Genomic DNA, 16,631 nt, shown 5'->3' with positions numbered 1-16,631 from the left:
AGCCGCCAGCCCCTCGGAAGACCTTTCAGGAGACCGTACGCATGCCGACCCCGCCCAATCCGCCGACCCCGCCCCTCATCGCCATCGAAGAACACTGGACCATGCCGGAGCTGACCTCCGCCCTCCGCTCCCTGCAACACCCCGACGAAAGCCTCCAGTTCAATGAGCAGGGCGACCATCAAGAACGCCTGGAGGATCTCGGAGCCGGGCGCATCGCGGCGATGGACGCCCAAGGAATCGACCTCGCGGTTCTCTCCCTCACCCCTCCGGGAGTCCAACCGCTCCCGCCAAGGGAGGCCCTGCCGCTGTGCCGCGCCGCGAATGACAGAGCGGCGGCAGCCGTCGAGGAAGATCCAGCCCGCTTTCGCGCCCTGTCCACACTCCCCATGTCCTCGCCGAAGGACGTCGCGGGCGAACTGGAAAGGGCCGCGGGAAGGGGACACGTCGGCGCCATGGTCTACGGACGGTCGGGAGACCTCTTCCTCGACGATCCCGTCTACGACGACTTCTTCTCCGCCGCCGCGCACCTCGGCCAGCCCGTGTTCCTGCACCCGCAGATTCCCTCGGAGGCCGTGCGCGACGCCTCGTACCGCGGATTCGGCCCGATGACGGATCTGGCACTGGCCACCGTCGGCTGGGGCTGGCACATGGACGCCGCGACGGCTGCGCTGCGGCTCATTCTGCGCGGGACCTTCGACCGTCACCCCGGGCTCCAGATCGTGCTCGGGCACTGGGGCGAGATGCTGCTCTTCTGGCTGGACCGCGCCGACAGCCTCTCCCGCATCGCCGGCCTGCGGCGCTCCGTGGCGGAATGCGTCCGCGAGAACTTCCACTTCACCGCCTCGGGAATGCTCAACCCGGCACTGCTGCGGCACGCCCTGTCCGTCACCCCGGCCGACCGCCTGCTGTTCTCCACCGATTACCCGTTCCAGCGGCCGGCCAGGAAGGAAGTCGATTCCTTCCTGGCCCACTTCGCCACCGACGAGGAGCGCGTACGGTTCGCCTCCGCCAACGCCGCCTCCCTGTACGGGATTGCTGCGCCCCGACCAGCCCGCGCACACGCCGGATTCACCGCATGAAAAGGCCCCCATTCGCGTCCCAGCACGCCCCCGTCACCGTGTCGGCGTGCTCGGCGGCAAGCAACACGACCATGTCCGCGATGAATTGGGGACGGCCCAGCCGTCCCACCGGGATCATCGCCTCCGTCTCCGCGAGCTTGTCCGGGGCGACCGTACGGCGTACGACCGGCAGATCCTGCGGGCCCGGCGAAACCGCGTTCACCGTGACCCCTCGCGGCGCCAGATCCCGCGCGAACACCTTGGTCAGCGTGGCCACGCCGCCCTTGGCCGCCGCATAGTGCGCACCGGTCGCGGTGCCGCCGTTCTGCCCGGCGAGCGAGCCGATGTTGACGATGCGGCCGTACTCGCGCTCGGCGAAGTAGCGCCCGAACACCTGGCAGCCGAAGAACGTCCCGTCGAGGTTGGTGCCCACCACGTCGCGGAAGCTCTCCGGGGAGATGTCCATCAGCGACTCGACCTTGGAGTGCCCGGCGTTGTTCACCAGCAGGTGCACCGCGCCCCACCGTTCGGCGACCTCGTCCCGTACGCGGACGAACTCCTCCCGCTCGCGCACGTCCAGGGCCAGGCCCAGCGCCGTCTCGCCGGTGGGGTCGAGGCGTTCGGCGGCCGCGCCGGCCGCCTCGCCGTCCAGGTCGGTGAGCGCGACACGGTAGCCGCGGTCGTAGAGCCGCGTCGCGATCGCGCCGCCGAGGCCGCCCGCCGCGCCGGTCACCACGGCGACGCGGGGCGGCTGGCCCTCCGCGCGCGCCCCGTCCTCCGGCGCGCTCACCTGGTCACGTCCGGGAGGGGGCGGCCGACGCGGGCCTCGATCTTCATGTACCGCCACAGCCCGTACTCCCCCACCCGCACCGTGCGGAAGAGGTTGCAGGCCGCGGCGACGGTGGGCTGGTCCACGACGTCGGCCAGCACATAGCTCGTCCAGGGCCAGGAGCCCGAAGGCCCCACCATGTGCTGGTCGTCGTCCATCGTGCCCAGCACGTCGACGCCGGGCAGCTCGTGAAGCTGCCGCAGCATGCTGGTGAAGCCCTCCCACACGGCCGTGCCCTGCCCGGTCGGCAGGTCGAAGAAGTTCTGGTTGACGCCGATGCAGAACAGCACCCGCAGGGGCGCGTCGGGGGAAGCTGACATGTCGGTGGTGCCTTTCGGTCGAGCGGATCAGATGTGCCTGACGGTGCCGTACGGGGTCTCGTACGGAGTCCCGTACGAGATCGCGTACGGGATCGCGTACGGGCTCCCGTACAAGATCATGTATGAGGTCCCGTGCGAGGTGATCACGGGTAGCCGGGGAACGGCTGGACCCCCATGAGGACCGCGCCCGCGCCGTCGTACAGGCCCTCCTGGAGGAAGGCGTGCTGCGGCACGACGGACGCGTCGCGCAGGTGGCGCTGCAGCGGGCTGCCGTCGGCGATGGCGCGGATGCCGCCCAGTTGGTAGGCGGCGCGTACGACGTCGAAGGACTGCCCGGCGAGGTGGACCGCCGCCAGCCGCAGCATGCTGGCCTGCTGCTGGGTGGCGGGGGTCCCGGCGGCCACCGACTCCCACACCTCCTCGGTGGTCTCGTAGAAGAAGGCGCGGGCCGAGCGCAGCCGTGCCTCGGCGCGGCCGACCCCGATGCGGTACGCGGCGCGGTCGGCTGCGACCGGGCCGCCGGTGTAACTGGCCCTGCCGCCCTCGGCGATGACGTGGTCCAGCGCCGCGCGGGCCACGCCGAGCCCGACGACGGCCAGGACCTGCGCGGCGTAGGGCACGACCGGGTAGTGGAACAGCGGCTCGTCGACGGTGGGCTCGCCGCCGCGTACGAAGGTCCACTCCTCGGGCACGACGGCGCCGTCCACCACGAGGTCGTGGCTGCCGGTGCCGCGCAGGCCCACGACCTCCCAGTTCTCGGCGATCTCGACCTGCGCGGGGCTGAGCACCGCGGTCCTGGGGCGGCCCGCGGCGTCCTCGCCCGCCTTGATCCCGACGCCGAGGACGTCCGCGCCCTTGCAGCCGCTGGCGAACTTCCACCGTCCGGTGACGCGGTATCCGCCGGGGACAGACTCGGCGGGCTGTACGGGGAAGAGGCCCCCGGCGAAGGCCACGTCGGGGCCCTCCGCGTACAACTCCGCCTGGGTTTCCAGGGGCAGGGCCGCGAGGTAGGTCAGCGCGGAACCGAAACTCGCGACCCAGCCCGCCGAGCCGTCCACCGCCGAAATCCGCTCGATGAGCCGGAGGAAATCCGCCGGGGGCATCGGTTCGCCGCCGAAGCGGCGCGGGGCGCTCGCCCGGTAGAGTCCCGCCCTCTTGAATTCGGCGATCACGTCCCGGGGCACGTACCGCGCGCTGTCGAATTCCTCCCTCCGCTCCGCGACGAGGTCCAGAACCGACTGGAAGGCCGATTCCTCCGGCGGCGTGCGAGGTGAATCCAGCATCTGCGTCATGCTCCAAAACTAGGCGCGGGGTGTGTGCCCCTCAATTGGTGTTCAGATGGAGCGGTTAGGGGATTTCCCTGATGCTTCGGGTGAGGCTTCGGGTACTCCGAGAGATTCCCGCAAAGGGAGCCGGAAGCGGAAGACCGCGCCCTGCGGGGAGTTGGCGAGCGCCTGGATGTCGCCGCCGTGCCGGGTGATGATGCGGTGGCTGAGGGCGAGGCCGATGCCGTGGCCGTGACCGCCGGGCTTGGAGCTGCCGACGGCAGGGGAACTGCCGTCGGCCGGGGAGCTGTCGTCGACCGGGGAGCTTTCGTTCGCGCTTCCCGTGTCCCTCGGGGTGAACGCGCCGTCGAAGATCCGCCCGTCCGGGAGCGCGGGCGGGCCGCTCCCGGCGTCCCGCACCTCCGCCTCGGCGCTCCCGCCGCTGCGCCGGGTGGCGATCGTGACCGTACGGCGCTCCGCGGGCCAACGGGCCATCTCCTCCAGGGCGTTGAAGGCGAGGTTCATCACGACCTGCCCGATCAGGACCTTCTCGCAGTGCACGGGCAACTCGTCGGCTGTGTGCTCCCAGCGCACCTCGGCGCCCAGCTCCTTGGCGCGGAGGTTCACGAAGTACGCGCAGTCGGCGACGACGTCGTTGAGGTCGACGGGGCGCTTGGAGTCCTCCAGCCGGCCCACGTACGCGCGCAGGCTGGAGAGTATCGAGGTCGCGCGGGCGAGCTGCCGGGCCGCGTGGTCCAGGCCCCAGGACAGCGGCTCGGGACACGCGGCGGTGTCCAGGCGGCCGAGCACCCCGGCGACGAAGTTGTGCGCGGCGGCGATCGGCTGGCTCACCTCGTGCGCGATGGCCATGGCCATGTCCCCCATCGCGTTGTACCTGGCCAGGTGGTTGAGGTGCTGGACGTCGCGGCGGTGCTGTTCCTCGGCGCGCACGGTGCCGGTGATGTCGTGGAAGAGGAGCAACAGTCCGCGCAGGTCGTTGTCGATCTCGATGTGCCGGCAGCGGGCTGCGAACCACCGCTCGGCGCCGCCCGCGCCGCCGGGCACCGCGAGACGGTAGCGCTCGTCAGCGGGAGGGCCGGCCCTCAACGTACGGGCGAGTGCCGTACGCAGCAGGGAGGCCGAATCCGGAGCCAGGAATCCGGTGAACTCCGCGCCGAGCAGCGCTTCGGGGTCGCGGCCGAGCAGGGTCCCCGCCGACTCGCCGGCGAACAGCACGCGGCCGTCGTCGTCCAGCACGACGATGCCCTCGTCGAGATGGCGGAGGAACGCCTGGAGCCGGCCCTCCGTGCGGTCGAGGTCGCGGCGGGTGGCCTTCTCCTCGGCGATGTCGCGGAACTGCACCATCACGACAGGCCCCCGGTCCAGGTCGACCCGCACCGCCACCGCCTCGCTGAGGATGTCGGAGCCGGACTTGGAGCGGTAGCACCACTCCGTACGGCTGCGCCCCTGCTCCACCGCCTCCTGGAGCCAGGCGACGCCGATGTGCCGCGCGTACTGCCGGGCGGGGGAGCTCATGTCCGGGGCCTTGAGCGGCCGCAGCTCGTCGAGCGTGAAGCCCAGGGCGGAGCGCGCGGCGGGGTTGGCCCACAGGATGTCCTTCGTACGGGCGTCGTGCACGAGGGTGCAGGTGTCGACGGCCTGGAAGAGGCGCGCGCGGTCGGAGTCGGTGAGGTCGGGAGCGGTGAGATCGGGGGCGGTGAGATCGGGGGCGGTGAGATCGGGGGCGGGGAGATCGGGGGCGGGGAGGTCCGAGTCGGTGAGGTCAGGGGCGGAGAGGTCCGGACGGGAGCCCCGGGCTTGGCCGCTCACAGCTCCGCCTCCCGCAGCCCGCACCGCATCATGTCGCCGATGAGCGCGCCGAGGGTCTCGGACGCGGTCTTCTCGCGGATGCGGGCGCGGTGCGCGTCCACCGTCTTGAGGCTGATGCCCAGGTGGCGGGCGATCACCTTGCTCGGCACACCCGAGATGACCTGGTTGAGGATCTCCCGTTCGCGCGGGCTCAGGCGCGCCGTGCGCTCCCGCAGCGCGCGCCGCTCGGCCCTCCGCGCGTACCGCTCCCGGGCCACGCGCAGCGCGTTCTGCACGGTGTCCAGCAGGTGTTGGGGGTCGTACGGCTTCTCCAGGAAGTCCACGGCGCCGTGTTGCAGCGCGCGCACCGACATGGGGATGTCGCCGTGTCCGGAGACGAAGACCACCGGCAGCGCGGATTCGCGGGAGTTGAGGATCTCCTGCACGTGGAATCCGCCCACCCCCGGCATCCGCACATCGAGGATAAGGCAGGCGGGCCGGTCCGGGTCGTGCCCGTCGAGGAAGGTCTCGGCCTGGGTGAAGTGCTCGGTGCGGATGTGCACGGACTCCAGGAGCCAGGCGAGCGAGAGGCACAGTTCCTCGTCGTCGTCGAGTACGTAGACGAGGTCGGCGGGGCAGCTCGGATCACCACTCATGTTCACTCGCTTCCGCGCGGCGACAGGGGCGCCGCCGAGGCTAGGCGGCGGGGCGCGGCCCGGCCCCGTAGCGCGTGCACGCCGGTCCGCCATCGCGTGCACGGGACGGCCGCCGGGGCCTTTACGGGCGACGGGCGGCAATGAAACTTTCGGTTCCTCGATACTGATCCGGTTCCGAGCCGATTCCGATCCCGGGCGGGTGGTGCACCGTTGCGTACGTACGTGTCGACCGACGCCGTGGCCGAGGTGGAGCGCTTCCCGCACTGGGCGCACCGGGTGTCGGGGATCTTCGGCGGTGTCGACATCCGCGCGGCCTCGCGTGCGCCCTTCCACGGGACGGCCACCAGTGACGCCTTCGGACGGCTGCGGCTCAGCTCCATCAGCGCCGACCCGCTGCGGGTGCGCCGCACGGTGCGCCCGACCGCGCGGTGCGAGAAGGACCACTACAAGGTGGCGCTCCAGGTGGGCGGCGCCTGCGAGGTGGAACAGGACGGCGTGCGGGCCACGTTGGGGCCGGGCGACCTCGCGATCTGCGACAACACCCGCCCGTACTCCTTCACGTACGGCCAGCCCTTCCGCACCGTGCTGATGTCGCTGCCGCGCACCATGCTGCCGGTGCACCCCGAGGCGATGCGGGGCGTCACCGCGCGGCGGCTTCCGGCGGACGGCGGGGTGGGCGCGGTGGTGGGCCCGTTCCTGCGCTCGCTCGGCGAACGGTCCGAGATCTGCTGCGGCCCCGCCGGCACGAGCCTGGTGGACGGGGCGGTGTCGCTGCTCACGGCGCTGGTCGCCGAGGCACTGGAGCGGACCGGACCCGCCTCGCCGCAGGAGACGATGATGCTGCGGATACGCGGCCACATCGAGAGCGGGCTCGCCGACCCCGGGCTGACCCCGGACGCGATCGCCGAGGCGCACGGGATCTCGCGCCGCTACCTCTTCAAGCTGTTCGCCGCCGAGGGCCTCACGGTCGCGAGCTGGATCCGCGCCAGGCGCCTGGAGCGCTGCGCCCGCGACCTGGCCTCCCCGTCCTGCGCCGACCAGCCGATCGGCGTGATCGCGGCACGCTGGGGCCTGCCGGATGTGGGCCACTTCGGCCGCGTCTTCAAGACGGCGTACGGGCGCACGCCCGGGGAGTACCGGCGCGAGGCGCTGGCCGGCGGGTCGGCGTCCTAGACCCGGGCCGCGTCCCGGGGCTGGTTCGGCGTCCTGGGCCCGGTCCGGCCCTCGGCCCTGCTCACGGGCGCATCAGCACGGAAGCCGACGGACGGCTCTCCGCGAAGTGCCCCGGGAGCGGGGCGACCATGACGTTCTCCGTCCGGGTGCGGGTGATGCGCCAGCCGTCGGCGGTGCGCCGGAAGGCGTTGTTCAGACGGCTGGAACGCAGCAGGCCCGAGCCGTCGGCGTAGAGCCAGGGCTGCATGTGGATCCACTGCCCCGTGGCGTGCTCGCCGTCCACGTGGATCTGCTCCGAGGTCAGATAGTGCGCGTTGAGGACGAGCCGCGGCTCATGGCCCGCCGCCCAGAAGCGCTCGAAGTGCGCCCGTATCGCGGCGGCTCCCTCCGCGCGCCCGAACTGGCCGTCGTAATACTCCCCCACGCCCTCCCAGACCGCGTCCTCGGCGTACAGCTCCATGATCAGGTCGATGCGGTGCGCGTCGTCGCGTACGCCGAACTCCGGGCAGGGCGTGTCGCACAGGAACATGTAGCGGGCCTGCAGCCTGCGGATATCGGCCTCCGCCTCCAGGGTCTCGACGCGCTGCGCGAGCGCCGCGAGGGTGCTGCTCGGCGGGGGCTCCTCGCCGGTCGTCCGGTCAGTCGTACGCACGGTCATGGCTGCGTCCTTTCGTTCCGTTCAGGCTGTCGTTCGGAGTCGCGGGCCACTCACCTCAGCGCGTCCTCGATCCACGTGCCGCGCGCCAGCAGCCGCGCCTCGCCCCGCGCGGGGCCGATCGCCTGGAGGCCGAGCGGCAGTCCCGCCTCGTCGCGCAGCCCCGGCACCGTCACCGCGGGCAGGCCCAGCGCCTGCCAGGCCCTGCTCAGCACGGGGTCGCCGGTGGCGTCGAGCCCGGCCGGTGCCGCACCCGGCGCCGCGGGACCGAGGACGACGTCGTACGAGGTCAACAGCGCTGACACCCGGGCGCGGCCCGCCTCGACGGTGCGCAGCGCCGCCTCGTACTCCTCGCGCGGGGTCGCGGTGCCGGTGCGCAGAAGGGCGGAGAGCGGGGCGCTGAGCCGGTCGGCGCGGGCGAGTTCGGCGGCGCGTTCGCGGGCCGCCTCGTACGCCATGATCACCGGATGCGCGGCGGTGAGCTCGGCGACCAGCCGTTCCGCGGGCTCGGGGAGTTCGTCGACGGTCGCGCCCGCCGCCGTGAGCCGCCCGCGGGCCGTGTCGAGCGCCTGCCGCATGGCGTCACTCACCCCGCCGACCGCGGCCGCGCTCCACACCAGGATGCGGGGCGCGCTCCCCGTACCCGCCCTTGTACCCACTTGGCCCGAGGCGTCCTCGCCCGTCAACGCCCGCCAGGCGAGGGCGAGATCGGCGGTGCGGGCCGCGTACAGGCCGTGGCTGTCGAGGCTCGGGCCGAGGCCGACGACGCCGTCGGTCGGGAAGCGCCCGTGCGTCATCACCAGCGAGGCGACGCCGCAGTACGCGGCGGGGCGGGTGACCGACCCCGCGGTCTGCGAGCCGATCGCGAGCGGTACTTGGCCGCAGGCGACCGCAGCGGCCGAACCGCTGGAGGAGCCGCCCGGGGTGTGCTCCGGTTCCAGCGCGGCGGGATTACGGGTGGGCCCGGGTGCGAAGAAGGCGAACTCGGTCGTGACCGTCTTCCCCGCGACCACGGCCCCGGCCTCCCGCCACGCGCGCACGATCGCGGCGTCCTGCGCGGCGGGCCGGGCGTCCGCGCGCAGTGCGGAACCGCAGCGGGTGGGGCGACCGGCGACGTCGATGATGTCCTTCACGCCGAAGGGGACTCCGGCAAGAGGGCCGCGTACGGGGCGGGGCGGATCGGTGTCTGCGGTACCAGCGGCGTCGGCGGTGACCTGCGGCGTAAGGGCCCCGCCCCCGTGCTCCACCCACGCCCGCACGCGCGGTTCGGTCGCGGCGATCCGCTCGCGGGAGCGGCGCAGCGCGGCGTCCGCTGTGGTGCACCCCGCGGCGAGGTCCGCGACCAGTTCCGTGAGCGACCAGGGTTGCCACAACGTCATGAGCCCTCGCCCTCCCCCACCGCGCCGGACTCCCCCGCGTCCCACACCACATCCGCCTCCCAGTAGTCCATGCCCGCCTCGCTCACCCCGTGGCGCCAGTCGGAGGCGCGCCGCAGCAGGGGCTCGACCTCGGCGGTGGCGGCGTCGGCCGCTGCGGGGCCGTCCTCGGGGACCGCCCAGTGGACCCAGTTCAGTTCGCGGCCGCGGGCGTCGCGGGTGAACAGGTCCACGTGCCGCCAGCCGTAGTTGAACGTGTCGTTGTAGCAGGTCAGCGTCATGCGCTCGGTTCCGTCCACGGCGTGCCCCTCCCCTCACGTCCTCACGCGGTCAGCGAAGCGGGCAGCGATGCGGGAAGGGAGTGGAAGCGGCGCCGGAAGTAGACCAGGCCCCCGGCGTCCTCCTCGCCGAGGACCACGCGCTCGGCCTCGACGAACATCACGGTGTGCGAGCCCCGTCGCGCGGTCCCGGTGATCCGGCCGACCACCGAGGCGGCCGCGCCCTTCAGCACGGGAACGCCGTCCCGCGTGTGGTCCCACACGTCGCCGCCGGCCGCGAAACGCTCCTCGGGCGGCACGCCGCCGGCGAAGGCGCGGGCCACCTCCTGCTGTCCGGGTCCCAGGACGTTGACGCAGACCCGCTCGTTGCCGGTGAACACGTCGTGGCTGCGGCTGGACCTGTTGACGCAGACGAGCATCGTGGGCGGGGTGTCGGTGACGGAGCACGCCGCGCTCACCGTGATGCCCGCGCGGCCGCGCGGACCGTTCGTGGTGACGATGTTGACGCCTGCGGAGAGGTTCGCCATCGCGTCGCGGAATTCCCGCTGCTGCTGGGTGGTTTCGTTCGTCTGCACGGCCGCCCTTTCTTCCTGCTGATACGCCGGTATGCCGGTGTTCCGTTCCGGTGGTACGCGGGGTATGCCGTCCCGGTGGTACGCCGGTTTCCGGCCGGTATCCCGTTCCGGTTCTCCGACGGTAGGGCGCGGGGGCCGTGCGGCGGTATCGAGAGTTCTTCCGCCGCCGCTCAGGATTTCCCCTATTCCTTTCGAGGGCATTCCCAATTGGCCGCTCGCCGGCGGCTGCCTAGCGTCGTGTGCACCGACCGACGGAGGCACGATGACCGCTGAATTCACCGCGCGGACCGTCCACGCCCTCGCACCGCACGACCTGGTGCGCGAGGACCGCGTGGCGGGGCGCATGTATACGGATCCCGGCATTTTCGAGCGGGAGTTGACCGCCATCTTCGAGCGCACCTGGGTGTGGGTCGCGCACGAGAGCGAACTGCCGCGCGCGGGCAGCTTCAAGTCGACATACGTGGGCCGGCAGCCGGTCATCGTGACCAAGGACCGCAAGGGCCGCGTGCACACCCTCCTCAACCGCTGCCGGCACCGCGGCGCGAGCCTGTGCGAGAGGAAGTCGGGCCAGGTCAACGGCTTCACCTGCCCGTACCACGCCTGGTCGTACGGGCTGGACGGCACGCTGCGCGGCATCCCCTATCCGGACGGGTACGAGGGCGTGCTCGACAAGAGCGAGCTGAGCCTGCGCCGGCTGCGCACGGAGTCGTACGGCGGGATGGTCTTCGCGACCTTCGCCGCGGAAGGGGAGGTCGAACCGCTGGAGGAGTTCCTCGGCGACGTACGGCTGTGGATCGACCGGTTCATGCGGCAGGGCGGCGGCTATCCGGTGAAGGTGCTGGGCACCCACCGCTTCCGCTTCCGCGGCAACTGGAAGATCCAGCTCGAGAACACCACCGACGGCTACCACTTCCCGATCGTGCACCGCTCGTGGATGGCGTCGGTGGATGCGGAGACCGCCGACATGATGTCGTTCATGACCGATCCGGCCGCGCTCACGCACGACTTGGGCAACGGCCACAGCGTCATGCAGATGGTGCCTGAGCACGCCGACCTCGAGGCGGACGACGGTTCCGAACCGCTCCAGCCCCGATTCGACGGGCTGGTCGCGGAGTTGAGGGCGGCCGGGCTCGACGACGCGGCGGTACGCAGGCTGGTGCGCGCCGTGCACGGCACCGGGTTCAACCTCAACCTCTTCCCGAACGTCTCGCTCTCCAACTCCTTCCTGCGCGTCCTGCGCCCGGTGTCGGTGGACGAGACCGTGATCGAGCACATCGCCATCGGCCCTGACGCACCGGAGGAGATCGCCGGCCCGGTCAACCGCGAACGCCTGCGCATCCACGAGCACTTCCAGGGGCCCTTCGGCTTCGGCACCCCGGACGACGCCGAGGGGTGGGACCGCGTGCAGCGCGGGGCCCAGGCGGCGGCCGAGATGCCGATCCTGGTCAACCGCGGGCTCGGCCGCGAGACGGCCGGCGCCGAGGGCCGGCCCACCTCCCACGTCACCGACGAGACCGGCATGCGCGCGGCGTACGCCCAGTGGAAGCAGATGATGCGCGATGACTGACGCCCCCACGACGCCGGCCCCGGCGACCGCCGCTGTTTTCGGCCCGGCGCTCGACGACCCGCGCGTGCTGCGCGCGATCGCCCTGGTCTGGCACGAGGCGGCGCTGCTCGACGGCGCCGCGTACGAGGAATGGCAGGAGCTGTACGCCGAGGACGCGCACTATGTGATCCCCCTCGACGCGCCGGCCCAAGGCTGCCCCGAGGCCCGCGACTTCGCCGACGCGCTCAACATGGTCTACGACGACGCGCGCATGCGCCGGATGCGGGTGGCCCGGATGACGGAGGGCTACGCGATCGCCGCCGTGGACGCCGCCCGCACCGTGCGCACCGTCTCCCGCTTCGTGCCCGAGCAGATATCCGACACCGGGGTCGTCCTGCGTTCCGCGCAGGTGCTGGTCGCCTACAAGCGCGGCCGCCACGACCTGTGGGCCGCCGAGGTCACGCACCGCATCCGGCTCGCGGAGGACGGCGACCGCATCGCGCTCAAGGTGGTGCGCCTGGCCGACGGCGAGGACGCGGTCCCGGCGGCCGGATTCCTGCTGTGAACCCCGGCACGCGGAACGCCGGGAGCACCAACGCCGGGGGCATGAACGCCGGCACGTGGAACGCCGGGAGCATAGAAGTGCTGGTCCACGAGGTGGTGGAGGAGACCCCCGCGATCCGCACGCTGCGCCTCGTACGCCCCGACCGCGCGCCCTTCCCGCCCTACCGGGCCGGCGCCCACATCGACGTGACGGGCCCGACCGGAGTGCTGCGCCAGTATTCGCTGTGCGGCCCGCCCGCCGACCTCGACTCCCTGCTCATCGCCGTGAAACGGGAGCCGGATTCGCGCGGAGGCTCGGAAGCCCTGCACACGGTGCGCCCCGGCGACCGCCTGGAGATCGGCGCGCCCCGCAGCCTGCTCTCCCCCGCCGAGGACGCCGACCGGCACCTCCTCGTCGCGGGCGGCATCGGCATCACCCCGCTGCTGAGCATGGCGTACGAACTCCACGCGCGGGGCGCCGAGTTCGAGCTGCACTACGTCGCCCGCACGCGGGAGGAGGCGGCCTTCACCGGGCTGCTGGAGTACGGGGTCCCGTTCGCCGACCGTGTGCGCCTGCACTTCGGGGGCGGGCGGGGTGAACGGCCCGCGCTCCTGGCCCGCGAGGCGTCGCGGCTCACGTCCTCCTCGTACGTGTGCACCTGCGGTCCGCGCGGCTTCATGGACCAGGTGACCGCCGCCTTCGCCCCGGTCGTAGGAGACGCGCGGGTGGCCACCGAGCACTTCGAGGCCGCCGGCGCGGAGGGAGGCGAGGGCGACAGCGCGTTCACCGTCGAGCTGGACACCGGCGAGGTCTTCGCCGTCCGCGCAGGTCAGTCGATCCTCTCCGCGCTGGAGGCGGGCGGCGTCGAGGTCTTCAAGTCCTGCGAGGAGGGCATCTGCGGCTCCTGCGTCTCCGGGGTCCTGGAGGGGACGCCGGAGCACCGGGACAACTGCCTCTCCGCCGCCGACAGGGCGTCCGGCACGCAGATCGCCCTGTGCGTCTCACGCGCACGGACCGACCGCCTGGTCATCGAGCTCTACTGAGCCGCCCCTCGCGGCCGGCCACGAACCTACGGAGACCCATGGATCCATCCCGGGACACCCACGCCCCGCCCGGCGTGCTCAGAATCGGCGCGGCCGCCGGCGTCGGAACGGCCCTGGAGTTCTACGACTTCGCCCTGTACGGCACCGCCGCCGCGCTCGTCTTCGGCGAGGTGTTCTTCCGCACGGGCAACGCCTGGTTCGGCACCTTCATGAGCCTGGCGACCTTCGCGATCGGCTTCGTGCTGGCGCCTCTCGGCGCCGTGCTGTTCGGCTCCGTGGGCGACCGGCGCGGGCGCAAGGTGTCGCTGCTCGCCGCGTTCCTCACCATGGGACTGGCGACCCTGGCCATGGGCCTGCTGCCGACGTACGCCGCGATCGGCGTCGCCGCGCCCGTCCTGCTCGTCGTGCTGCGCATGTGCCACGGCCTGGCGCGGGGCGGGGAGAACGCCGGTGCCGCCGTGTTCGCGATCGAGCACGCCGGGGAGCGGCGGCGCGGGCTGTACGGCGCGTTCGCCGCGATCGGCTCGCCCGTCGGCATGATCCTCGCCAATCTCGCGTTCGCCCTGGTCCTGACGCTGCCGCAGGACGCCGTCACCGACTGGGGGTGGCGCGTGCCGTTCCTGGTGGGCGGGCTCGTCGCGGCCGTCGGGCTGTGGGTGCGGCGGGGCGTGGCGGAGAGCCCGGCGTTCCGGGAGATGCGGGCGCGGGGCGCCGGACACACCGCGGCGCACCTGCCGATGCTGGAGGTGCTGCGGCACAACTGGCGGCGGGTCGCGCTCACGGCCGGCGTCAACGTGGGCCTGAACGCGAGCACGTTCGCGCTGGCCACCTTCATGCTCTCGTACGCCACCGCCGCGGCGCCCGAGGGGCTCGGGCTGCCCCGCCAGCCGATCGTGAACGGGAGCCTCGTCGCCCTGTTCTGCCACGCGCTGACGAACCTGGGCTCGGCCTGGCTGTCCGACCGCGTGGGCCGCAAGCCGGTCATGCTCGCGGGTGCGGGGCTGTCGCTGGTGTCCGCGCTGACGATGTTCCACGTCACCTCGGCCGGCACGGTCGCCGCCGTCAACACGGCCGTGATCTGCGGATTCGCCGTCACGGGCGTGCTGTTCGGGCCCATGTACGCGTACTTCGCCGAGCTGTATCCGCGCGAGCAGCGGCAGTCGGGGCTCGGCATCGGCTACCACCTCGGCGCCGTGCTGGGCGGCGGGATCTCCCCGGTGATCGCCAACCGGATCGTCTCCGGCACCGGCGGCGCCCTCGGCGTCGGCTACTACCTCGCCGCGCTGCTGGTCCTCTCCCTGCTGTGCCTGGCGGCGCTGCCGGAGACGGCGCCCGTGCGGGTACGAGGGCGGGGGCGGGTACGAGGGCGCGCCGACCCCGCACCCGCAGAGGTCAAGTCCGAGCCCGAGCCTGCGCGTGCCGCCAACGCCCGCGTCACACCCCGTACGAGGCCCCGGAACACACCGGAGGACACATGAAGATCACCGACGTGGAGGCGATCCCCTTCGCCATCCCGTACCGCAAGCCCCTGAGGTTCGCGAGCGGCGAGGTGCACGCGGCCGAGCACGTCCTCGTACGCGTCCACACCGACGACGGGCTGGTCGGCACCGCAGAGGCGCCGCCGCGCCCGTTCACGTACGGCGAGACCCAGCAGTCCATCGTGACCGCCGTACGCGAGCTCTTCGCGCCGCAGTTGCTCGGCCTCAGCCCCGTACGGCGGGAGGCGGTGCACGCGCGGCTGCACCGTACGGTCGGCAATCCGGCCGCCAAGTCGGCCGTGGACATGGCCCTGTGGGACATCGCAGGTCAGGCGGCCGGACTGCCGGTCACCGAACTCCTGGGCGGGTACGGGGACTCCCTGGCCGTCTCGCACATGCTCGGCTTCTCCACGCCCGCTGCGACGGTCGAGGAGGCGCACCGGATGCGCGAGGCTTACGGCATCACCACGTTCAAGGTGAAGGTCGGCCGCCGGCCCTTCCAGCAGGACGTGGAGGTCTGCCGGGTGCTGCGCGAGGAGTTCGGCGACGGCGTGGAGCTGTACGTCGACGGCAACCGCGGCTGGTCGCCCTCCGAGGCCGCGCGGGCCCTGCGCGCCATGGACGACCTGGACCTCACCCTCGCCGAGGAGCTGTGCCCGGCCGACGACGTGCTGGGGCGGCGGTGGCTGGTGGAGCGCTGCGCGGTGCCGTTCGTCGCGGACGAGAGCGCGACCCGTCCGGGCGAGGTCACCCGCGAACTGCTGGGCGGCTCGGCGAACGCGATCAGCATCAAGACCGCCCGCACCGGCTTCACGTCCTCCCAGCGCGTGCTGTACGCGTGCGAAGCGCTGGGCGCCGAAGTGGTGATGGGCAATCAGATCGACGGCCAGATCGGCTCGTTGTGCGCGGCCGCCTTCGGCGCGGCCTTCGAGGCCACCTCGCGGCGCGCCGGCGAGCTCTCCAACTACCTCGACATGAGTGACGACCTGCTCGCCGAGCCGCTCCGCATCGAGGACGGCGTCCTCCGTACGCGCGCGGCCCCCGGCCTCGGCATCGACCTCGCCCCCGAGAAGCTGACCCGCTACCGCCAGGACACCTGATCCCTCCCCCTTCTCTGACAGGAGCCGCAGCATGACCGCGACCGACCGCACATCCGAGCAACAGGACACAGCCACTGCCACGCCCGCCGCCACGGCGACCGGGTCCGGGAACGCCGCCACCGCCGCCTTCGCCCAGAAGGACCGCTCCACCGCCACCACCAGCCAGGACCGCGTACACACCCTGGTCACCGAACTCCTCACCGCCGCGCACGAGATCATCCGCCGGCACCGGCTGAGCTACGCCGAGTACGACGCGCTCAAGGCGTGGCTGATCCGGGTCGGCGAGCACGGCGAGTGGCCGCTCTTCCTCGACGTGTGGGTCGAGCACGTCGTCGAGGAGGTCGCGCACGAGAGCAGGGAGGGCAGCAAGGGCACGATCGAGGGGCCCTATTACGTACCCGGCGCTCCCGAACTGCCCTCGCACACCGCGCTCCCCATGCGTCCCGGCGAGCGGGGCACGCCGCTGCTCTTCCAGGGGCGGGTGACCTCGGTCGACGGTACGCCGCTGCCGGGAGCCGTCCTCGAGATGTGGCAGGCCGACGACGACGGCTACTACTCGCAGTACGCGCCGGGGCTGCCGGAATGGAATCTGCGCGGCACGGTACTCGCCGACGCGCAGGGCCACTTCGGCATCCGCACCATCGAGCCCGCGCCGTACCGTATCCCCACGGACGGCGCCTGCGGCCGGCTCATCGCGGCCGCAGGATGGCACGCCTGGCGCCCGGCCCACCTGCACCTGAAGGTCTCAGCCGCGGGGCACGAACGCGTCACCACCCAGCTCTACTTCGAGGGGGACTCCCACATCACGGACGACATAGCCCACGCGGTAAAGCCGGACCTCATCCTGACCCCCGCCCCCGCCACGACCGGCGAGGGCCACGAGGTCACCTACGACTTCACCCTCGACCCCGCCTGAGGAGCCCCTC

At 72.4% G+C, this 16,631-nt stretch carries 17 protein-coding genes; 8 read left to right on the top strand and 9 right to left on the bottom strand.

What is annotated here, in order from left to right; genetic code table 11:
* Positions 1-41 precede the first annotated feature (41 nt).
* Complete coding sequence (locus tag ABEE00_RS03530) at positions 42-1,079, top strand: amidohydrolase family protein (protein ID WP_345743716.1); 1,038 nt, start codon at positions 42-44, stop codon at positions 1,077-1,079.
* On the opposite strand, the gene ABEE00_RS03525 is transcribed toward ABEE00_RS03530, so the two are convergent.
* The 5 genes from ABEE00_RS03525 to ABEE00_RS03505 all read right to left on the bottom strand — a co-directional run bounded on the left by ABEE00_RS03525 (position 1,069) and on the right by ABEE00_RS03505 (position 5,937).
* Positions 1,069-1,848, bottom strand: a complete 780-nt coding sequence (locus ABEE00_RS03525) for an SDR family NAD(P)-dependent oxidoreductase (protein ID WP_345743715.1) — start codon at positions 1,846-1,848, stop codon at positions 1,069-1,071. The genes ABEE00_RS03530 and ABEE00_RS03525 overlap by 11 nt on opposite strands.
* A complete protein-coding gene (locus ABEE00_RS03520; RefSeq protein WP_345743714.1) occupies positions 1,845-2,207 on the bottom strand; it encodes a hypothetical protein in 363 nt (120 codons plus the stop codon). The genes ABEE00_RS03525 and ABEE00_RS03520 overlap by 4 nt, the downstream gene beginning before the upstream one ends.
* 143 nt (positions 2,208-2,350) lie before the next feature.
* Positions 2,351-3,490 (bottom strand): acyl-CoA dehydrogenase family protein, encoded by a 1,140-nt coding sequence (locus ABEE00_RS03515; protein ID WP_451918487.1) that lies wholly within the window; start codon positions 3,488-3,490, stop codon positions 2,351-2,353.
* Positions 3,491-3,541: 51 nt separating this feature from the next.
* The gene (locus ABEE00_RS03510; protein WP_345743712.1) at positions 3,542-5,302 is read right to left on the bottom strand and encodes a PAS domain-containing sensor histidine kinase; all 1,761 of its coding nucleotides are present in this window, start codon (positions 5,300-5,302) and stop codon (positions 3,542-3,544) included.
* Complete coding sequence (locus tag ABEE00_RS03505; RefSeq protein ID WP_345743711.1) at positions 5,299-5,937, bottom strand: response regulator transcription factor; 639 nt, start codon at positions 5,935-5,937, stop codon at positions 5,299-5,301. Before ABEE00_RS03505 ends, ABEE00_RS03510 begins: the two co-directional genes overlap by 4 nt.
* A 222-nt stretch (positions 5,938-6,159) precedes the next feature.
* On the opposite strand from ABEE00_RS03505, the gene ABEE00_RS03500 reads away from it, so the two are divergent.
* Positions 6,160-7,110, top strand: a complete 951-nt coding sequence (locus ABEE00_RS03500; RefSeq protein ID WP_345743710.1) for an AraC-like ligand-binding domain-containing protein — start codon at positions 6,160-6,162, stop codon at positions 7,108-7,110.
* Positions 7,111-7,171: 61 nt separating this feature from the next.
* On the opposite strand, the gene ABEE00_RS03495 is transcribed toward ABEE00_RS03500, so the two are convergent.
* Genes ABEE00_RS03495 through ABEE00_RS03480 form a run of 4 tightly spaced genes read right to left on the bottom strand, consistent with a single transcriptional unit; the run spans position 7,172 to position 9,994 of the window.
* Positions 7,172-7,768 (bottom strand): nuclear transport factor 2 family protein, encoded by a 597-nt coding sequence (locus ABEE00_RS03495; RefSeq protein WP_345743709.1) that lies wholly within the window; start codon positions 7,766-7,768, stop codon positions 7,172-7,174.
* A gap of 50 nt (positions 7,769-7,818) precedes the next feature.
* Complete coding sequence (locus ABEE00_RS03490; protein WP_345743708.1) at positions 7,819-9,144, bottom strand: amidase; 1,326 nt, start codon at positions 9,142-9,144, stop codon at positions 7,819-7,821.
* Positions 9,141-9,440: a hypothetical protein gene (locus tag ABEE00_RS03485; protein ID WP_345743707.1), complete on the bottom strand. Its 300-nt coding sequence runs from the start codon at positions 9,438-9,440 to the stop codon at positions 9,141-9,143. Before ABEE00_RS03485 ends, ABEE00_RS03490 begins: the two co-directional genes overlap by 4 nt.
* 23 nt (positions 9,441-9,463) lie before the next feature.
* Positions 9,464-9,994: a flavin reductase gene (locus tag ABEE00_RS03480; RefSeq protein ID WP_345743706.1), complete on the bottom strand. Its 531-nt coding sequence runs from the start codon at positions 9,992-9,994 to the stop codon at positions 9,464-9,466.
* Positions 9,995-10,256: 262 nt separating this feature from the next.
* Between ABEE00_RS03480 and ABEE00_RS03475 the strand changes: the two genes are divergently transcribed.
* The 6 genes from ABEE00_RS03475 to catA are packed head-to-tail and all read left to right on the top strand — an operon-like array spanning position 10,257 to position 16,621.
* Positions 10,257-11,561 carry an aromatic ring-hydroxylating oxygenase subunit alpha gene (locus tag ABEE00_RS03475; RefSeq protein WP_345743705.1) on the top strand — a complete coding sequence of 435 codons (1,305 nt, stop codon included), beginning with the start codon at positions 10,257-10,259 and terminating at the stop codon, positions 11,559-11,561.
* On the top strand, positions 11,554-12,105 hold the full coding sequence (locus ABEE00_RS03470; RefSeq protein WP_345743704.1) for an aromatic-ring-hydroxylating dioxygenase subunit beta: 552 nt from the start codon (positions 11,554-11,556) through the stop codon (positions 12,103-12,105). The genes ABEE00_RS03475 and ABEE00_RS03470 overlap by 8 nt, the downstream gene beginning before the upstream one ends.
* A gap of 41 nt (positions 12,106-12,146) precedes the next feature.
* On the top strand, positions 12,147-13,127 hold the full coding sequence (locus ABEE00_RS03465; RefSeq protein WP_345743703.1) for a PDR/VanB family oxidoreductase: 981 nt from the start codon (positions 12,147-12,149) through the stop codon (positions 13,125-13,127).
* A 38-nt stretch (positions 13,128-13,165) separates the two neighbouring features.
* Positions 13,166-14,605 carry an MFS transporter gene (locus tag ABEE00_RS03460; RefSeq protein ID WP_345743702.1) on the top strand — a complete coding sequence of 480 codons (1,440 nt, stop codon included), beginning with the start codon at positions 13,166-13,168 and terminating at the stop codon, positions 14,603-14,605.
* Positions 14,602-15,705 carry a mandelate racemase/muconate lactonizing enzyme family protein gene (locus ABEE00_RS03455; protein ID WP_345743701.1) on the top strand — a complete coding sequence of 368 codons (1,104 nt, stop codon included), beginning with the start codon at positions 14,602-14,604 and terminating at the stop codon, positions 15,703-15,705. The genes ABEE00_RS03460 and ABEE00_RS03455 overlap by 4 nt, the downstream gene beginning before the upstream one ends.
* A gap of 31 nt (positions 15,706-15,736) precedes the next feature.
* On the top strand, positions 15,737-16,621 hold the full coding sequence (gene catA / locus ABEE00_RS03450; protein WP_345743700.1) for a catechol 1,2-dioxygenase: 885 nt from the start codon (positions 15,737-15,739) through the stop codon (positions 16,619-16,621).
* Positions 16,622-16,631: the final 10 nt, after the last annotated feature.

It is taken from the genome of Streptomyces odontomachicola, from assembly GCF_039605595.1.
In the GTDB taxonomy this organism is placed as follows: Bacteria; Actinomycetota; Actinomycetes; order Streptomycetales; family Streptomycetaceae; genus Streptomyces.
Note: the sequence above shows the minus strand (reverse complement) of the source record. Positions and strands in the feature narration are given on the sequence as shown.

Bases quoted from the DNA above. Each gene is read 5' to 3' on its own strand.
- ABEE00_RS03530 (WP_345743716.1), top strand. From the start codon at position 42: ATGCCGACCCCGCCCAATCCGCCGACCCCGCCCCTCATCGCCATCGAA.
- ABEE00_RS03520 (WP_345743714.1), bottom strand. From the start codon at position 2,207: ATGTCAGCTTCCCCCGACGCGCCCCTGCGGGTGCTGTTCTGCATCGGC.
- ABEE00_RS03515 (WP_451918487.1), bottom strand. From the start codon at position 3,490: ATGCTGGATTCACCTCGCACGCCGCCGGAGGAATCGGCCTTCCAGTCG.
- ABEE00_RS03505 (WP_345743711.1), bottom strand. From the start codon at position 5,937: ATGAGTGGTGATCCGAGCTGCCCCGCCGACCTCGTCTACGTACTCGAC.
- ABEE00_RS03495 (WP_345743709.1), bottom strand. From the start codon at position 7,768: ATGACCGTGCGTACGACTGACCGGACGACCGGCGAGGAGCCCCCGCCG.
- ABEE00_RS03490 (WP_345743708.1), bottom strand. From the start codon at position 9,144: ATGACGTTGTGGCAACCCTGGTCGCTCACGGAACTGGTCGCGGACCTC.
- ABEE00_RS03475 (WP_345743705.1), top strand. From the start codon at position 10,257: ATGACCGCTGAATTCACCGCGCGGACCGTCCACGCCCTCGCACCGCAC.
- ABEE00_RS03470 (WP_345743704.1), top strand. From the start codon at position 11,554: ATGACTGACGCCCCCACGACGCCGGCCCCGGCGACCGCCGCTGTTTTC.
- ABEE00_RS03465 (WP_345743703.1), top strand. From the start codon at position 12,147: ATGAACGCCGGCACGTGGAACGCCGGGAGCATAGAAGTGCTGGTCCAC.
- ABEE00_RS03460 (WP_345743702.1), top strand. From the start codon at position 13,166: ATGGATCCATCCCGGGACACCCACGCCCCGCCCGGCGTGCTCAGAATC.
- ABEE00_RS03455 (WP_345743701.1), top strand. From the start codon at position 14,602: ATGAAGATCACCGACGTGGAGGCGATCCCCTTCGCCATCCCGTACCGC.
- catA (WP_345743700.1), top strand. From the start codon at position 15,737: ATGACCGCGACCGACCGCACATCCGAGCAACAGGACACAGCCACTGCC.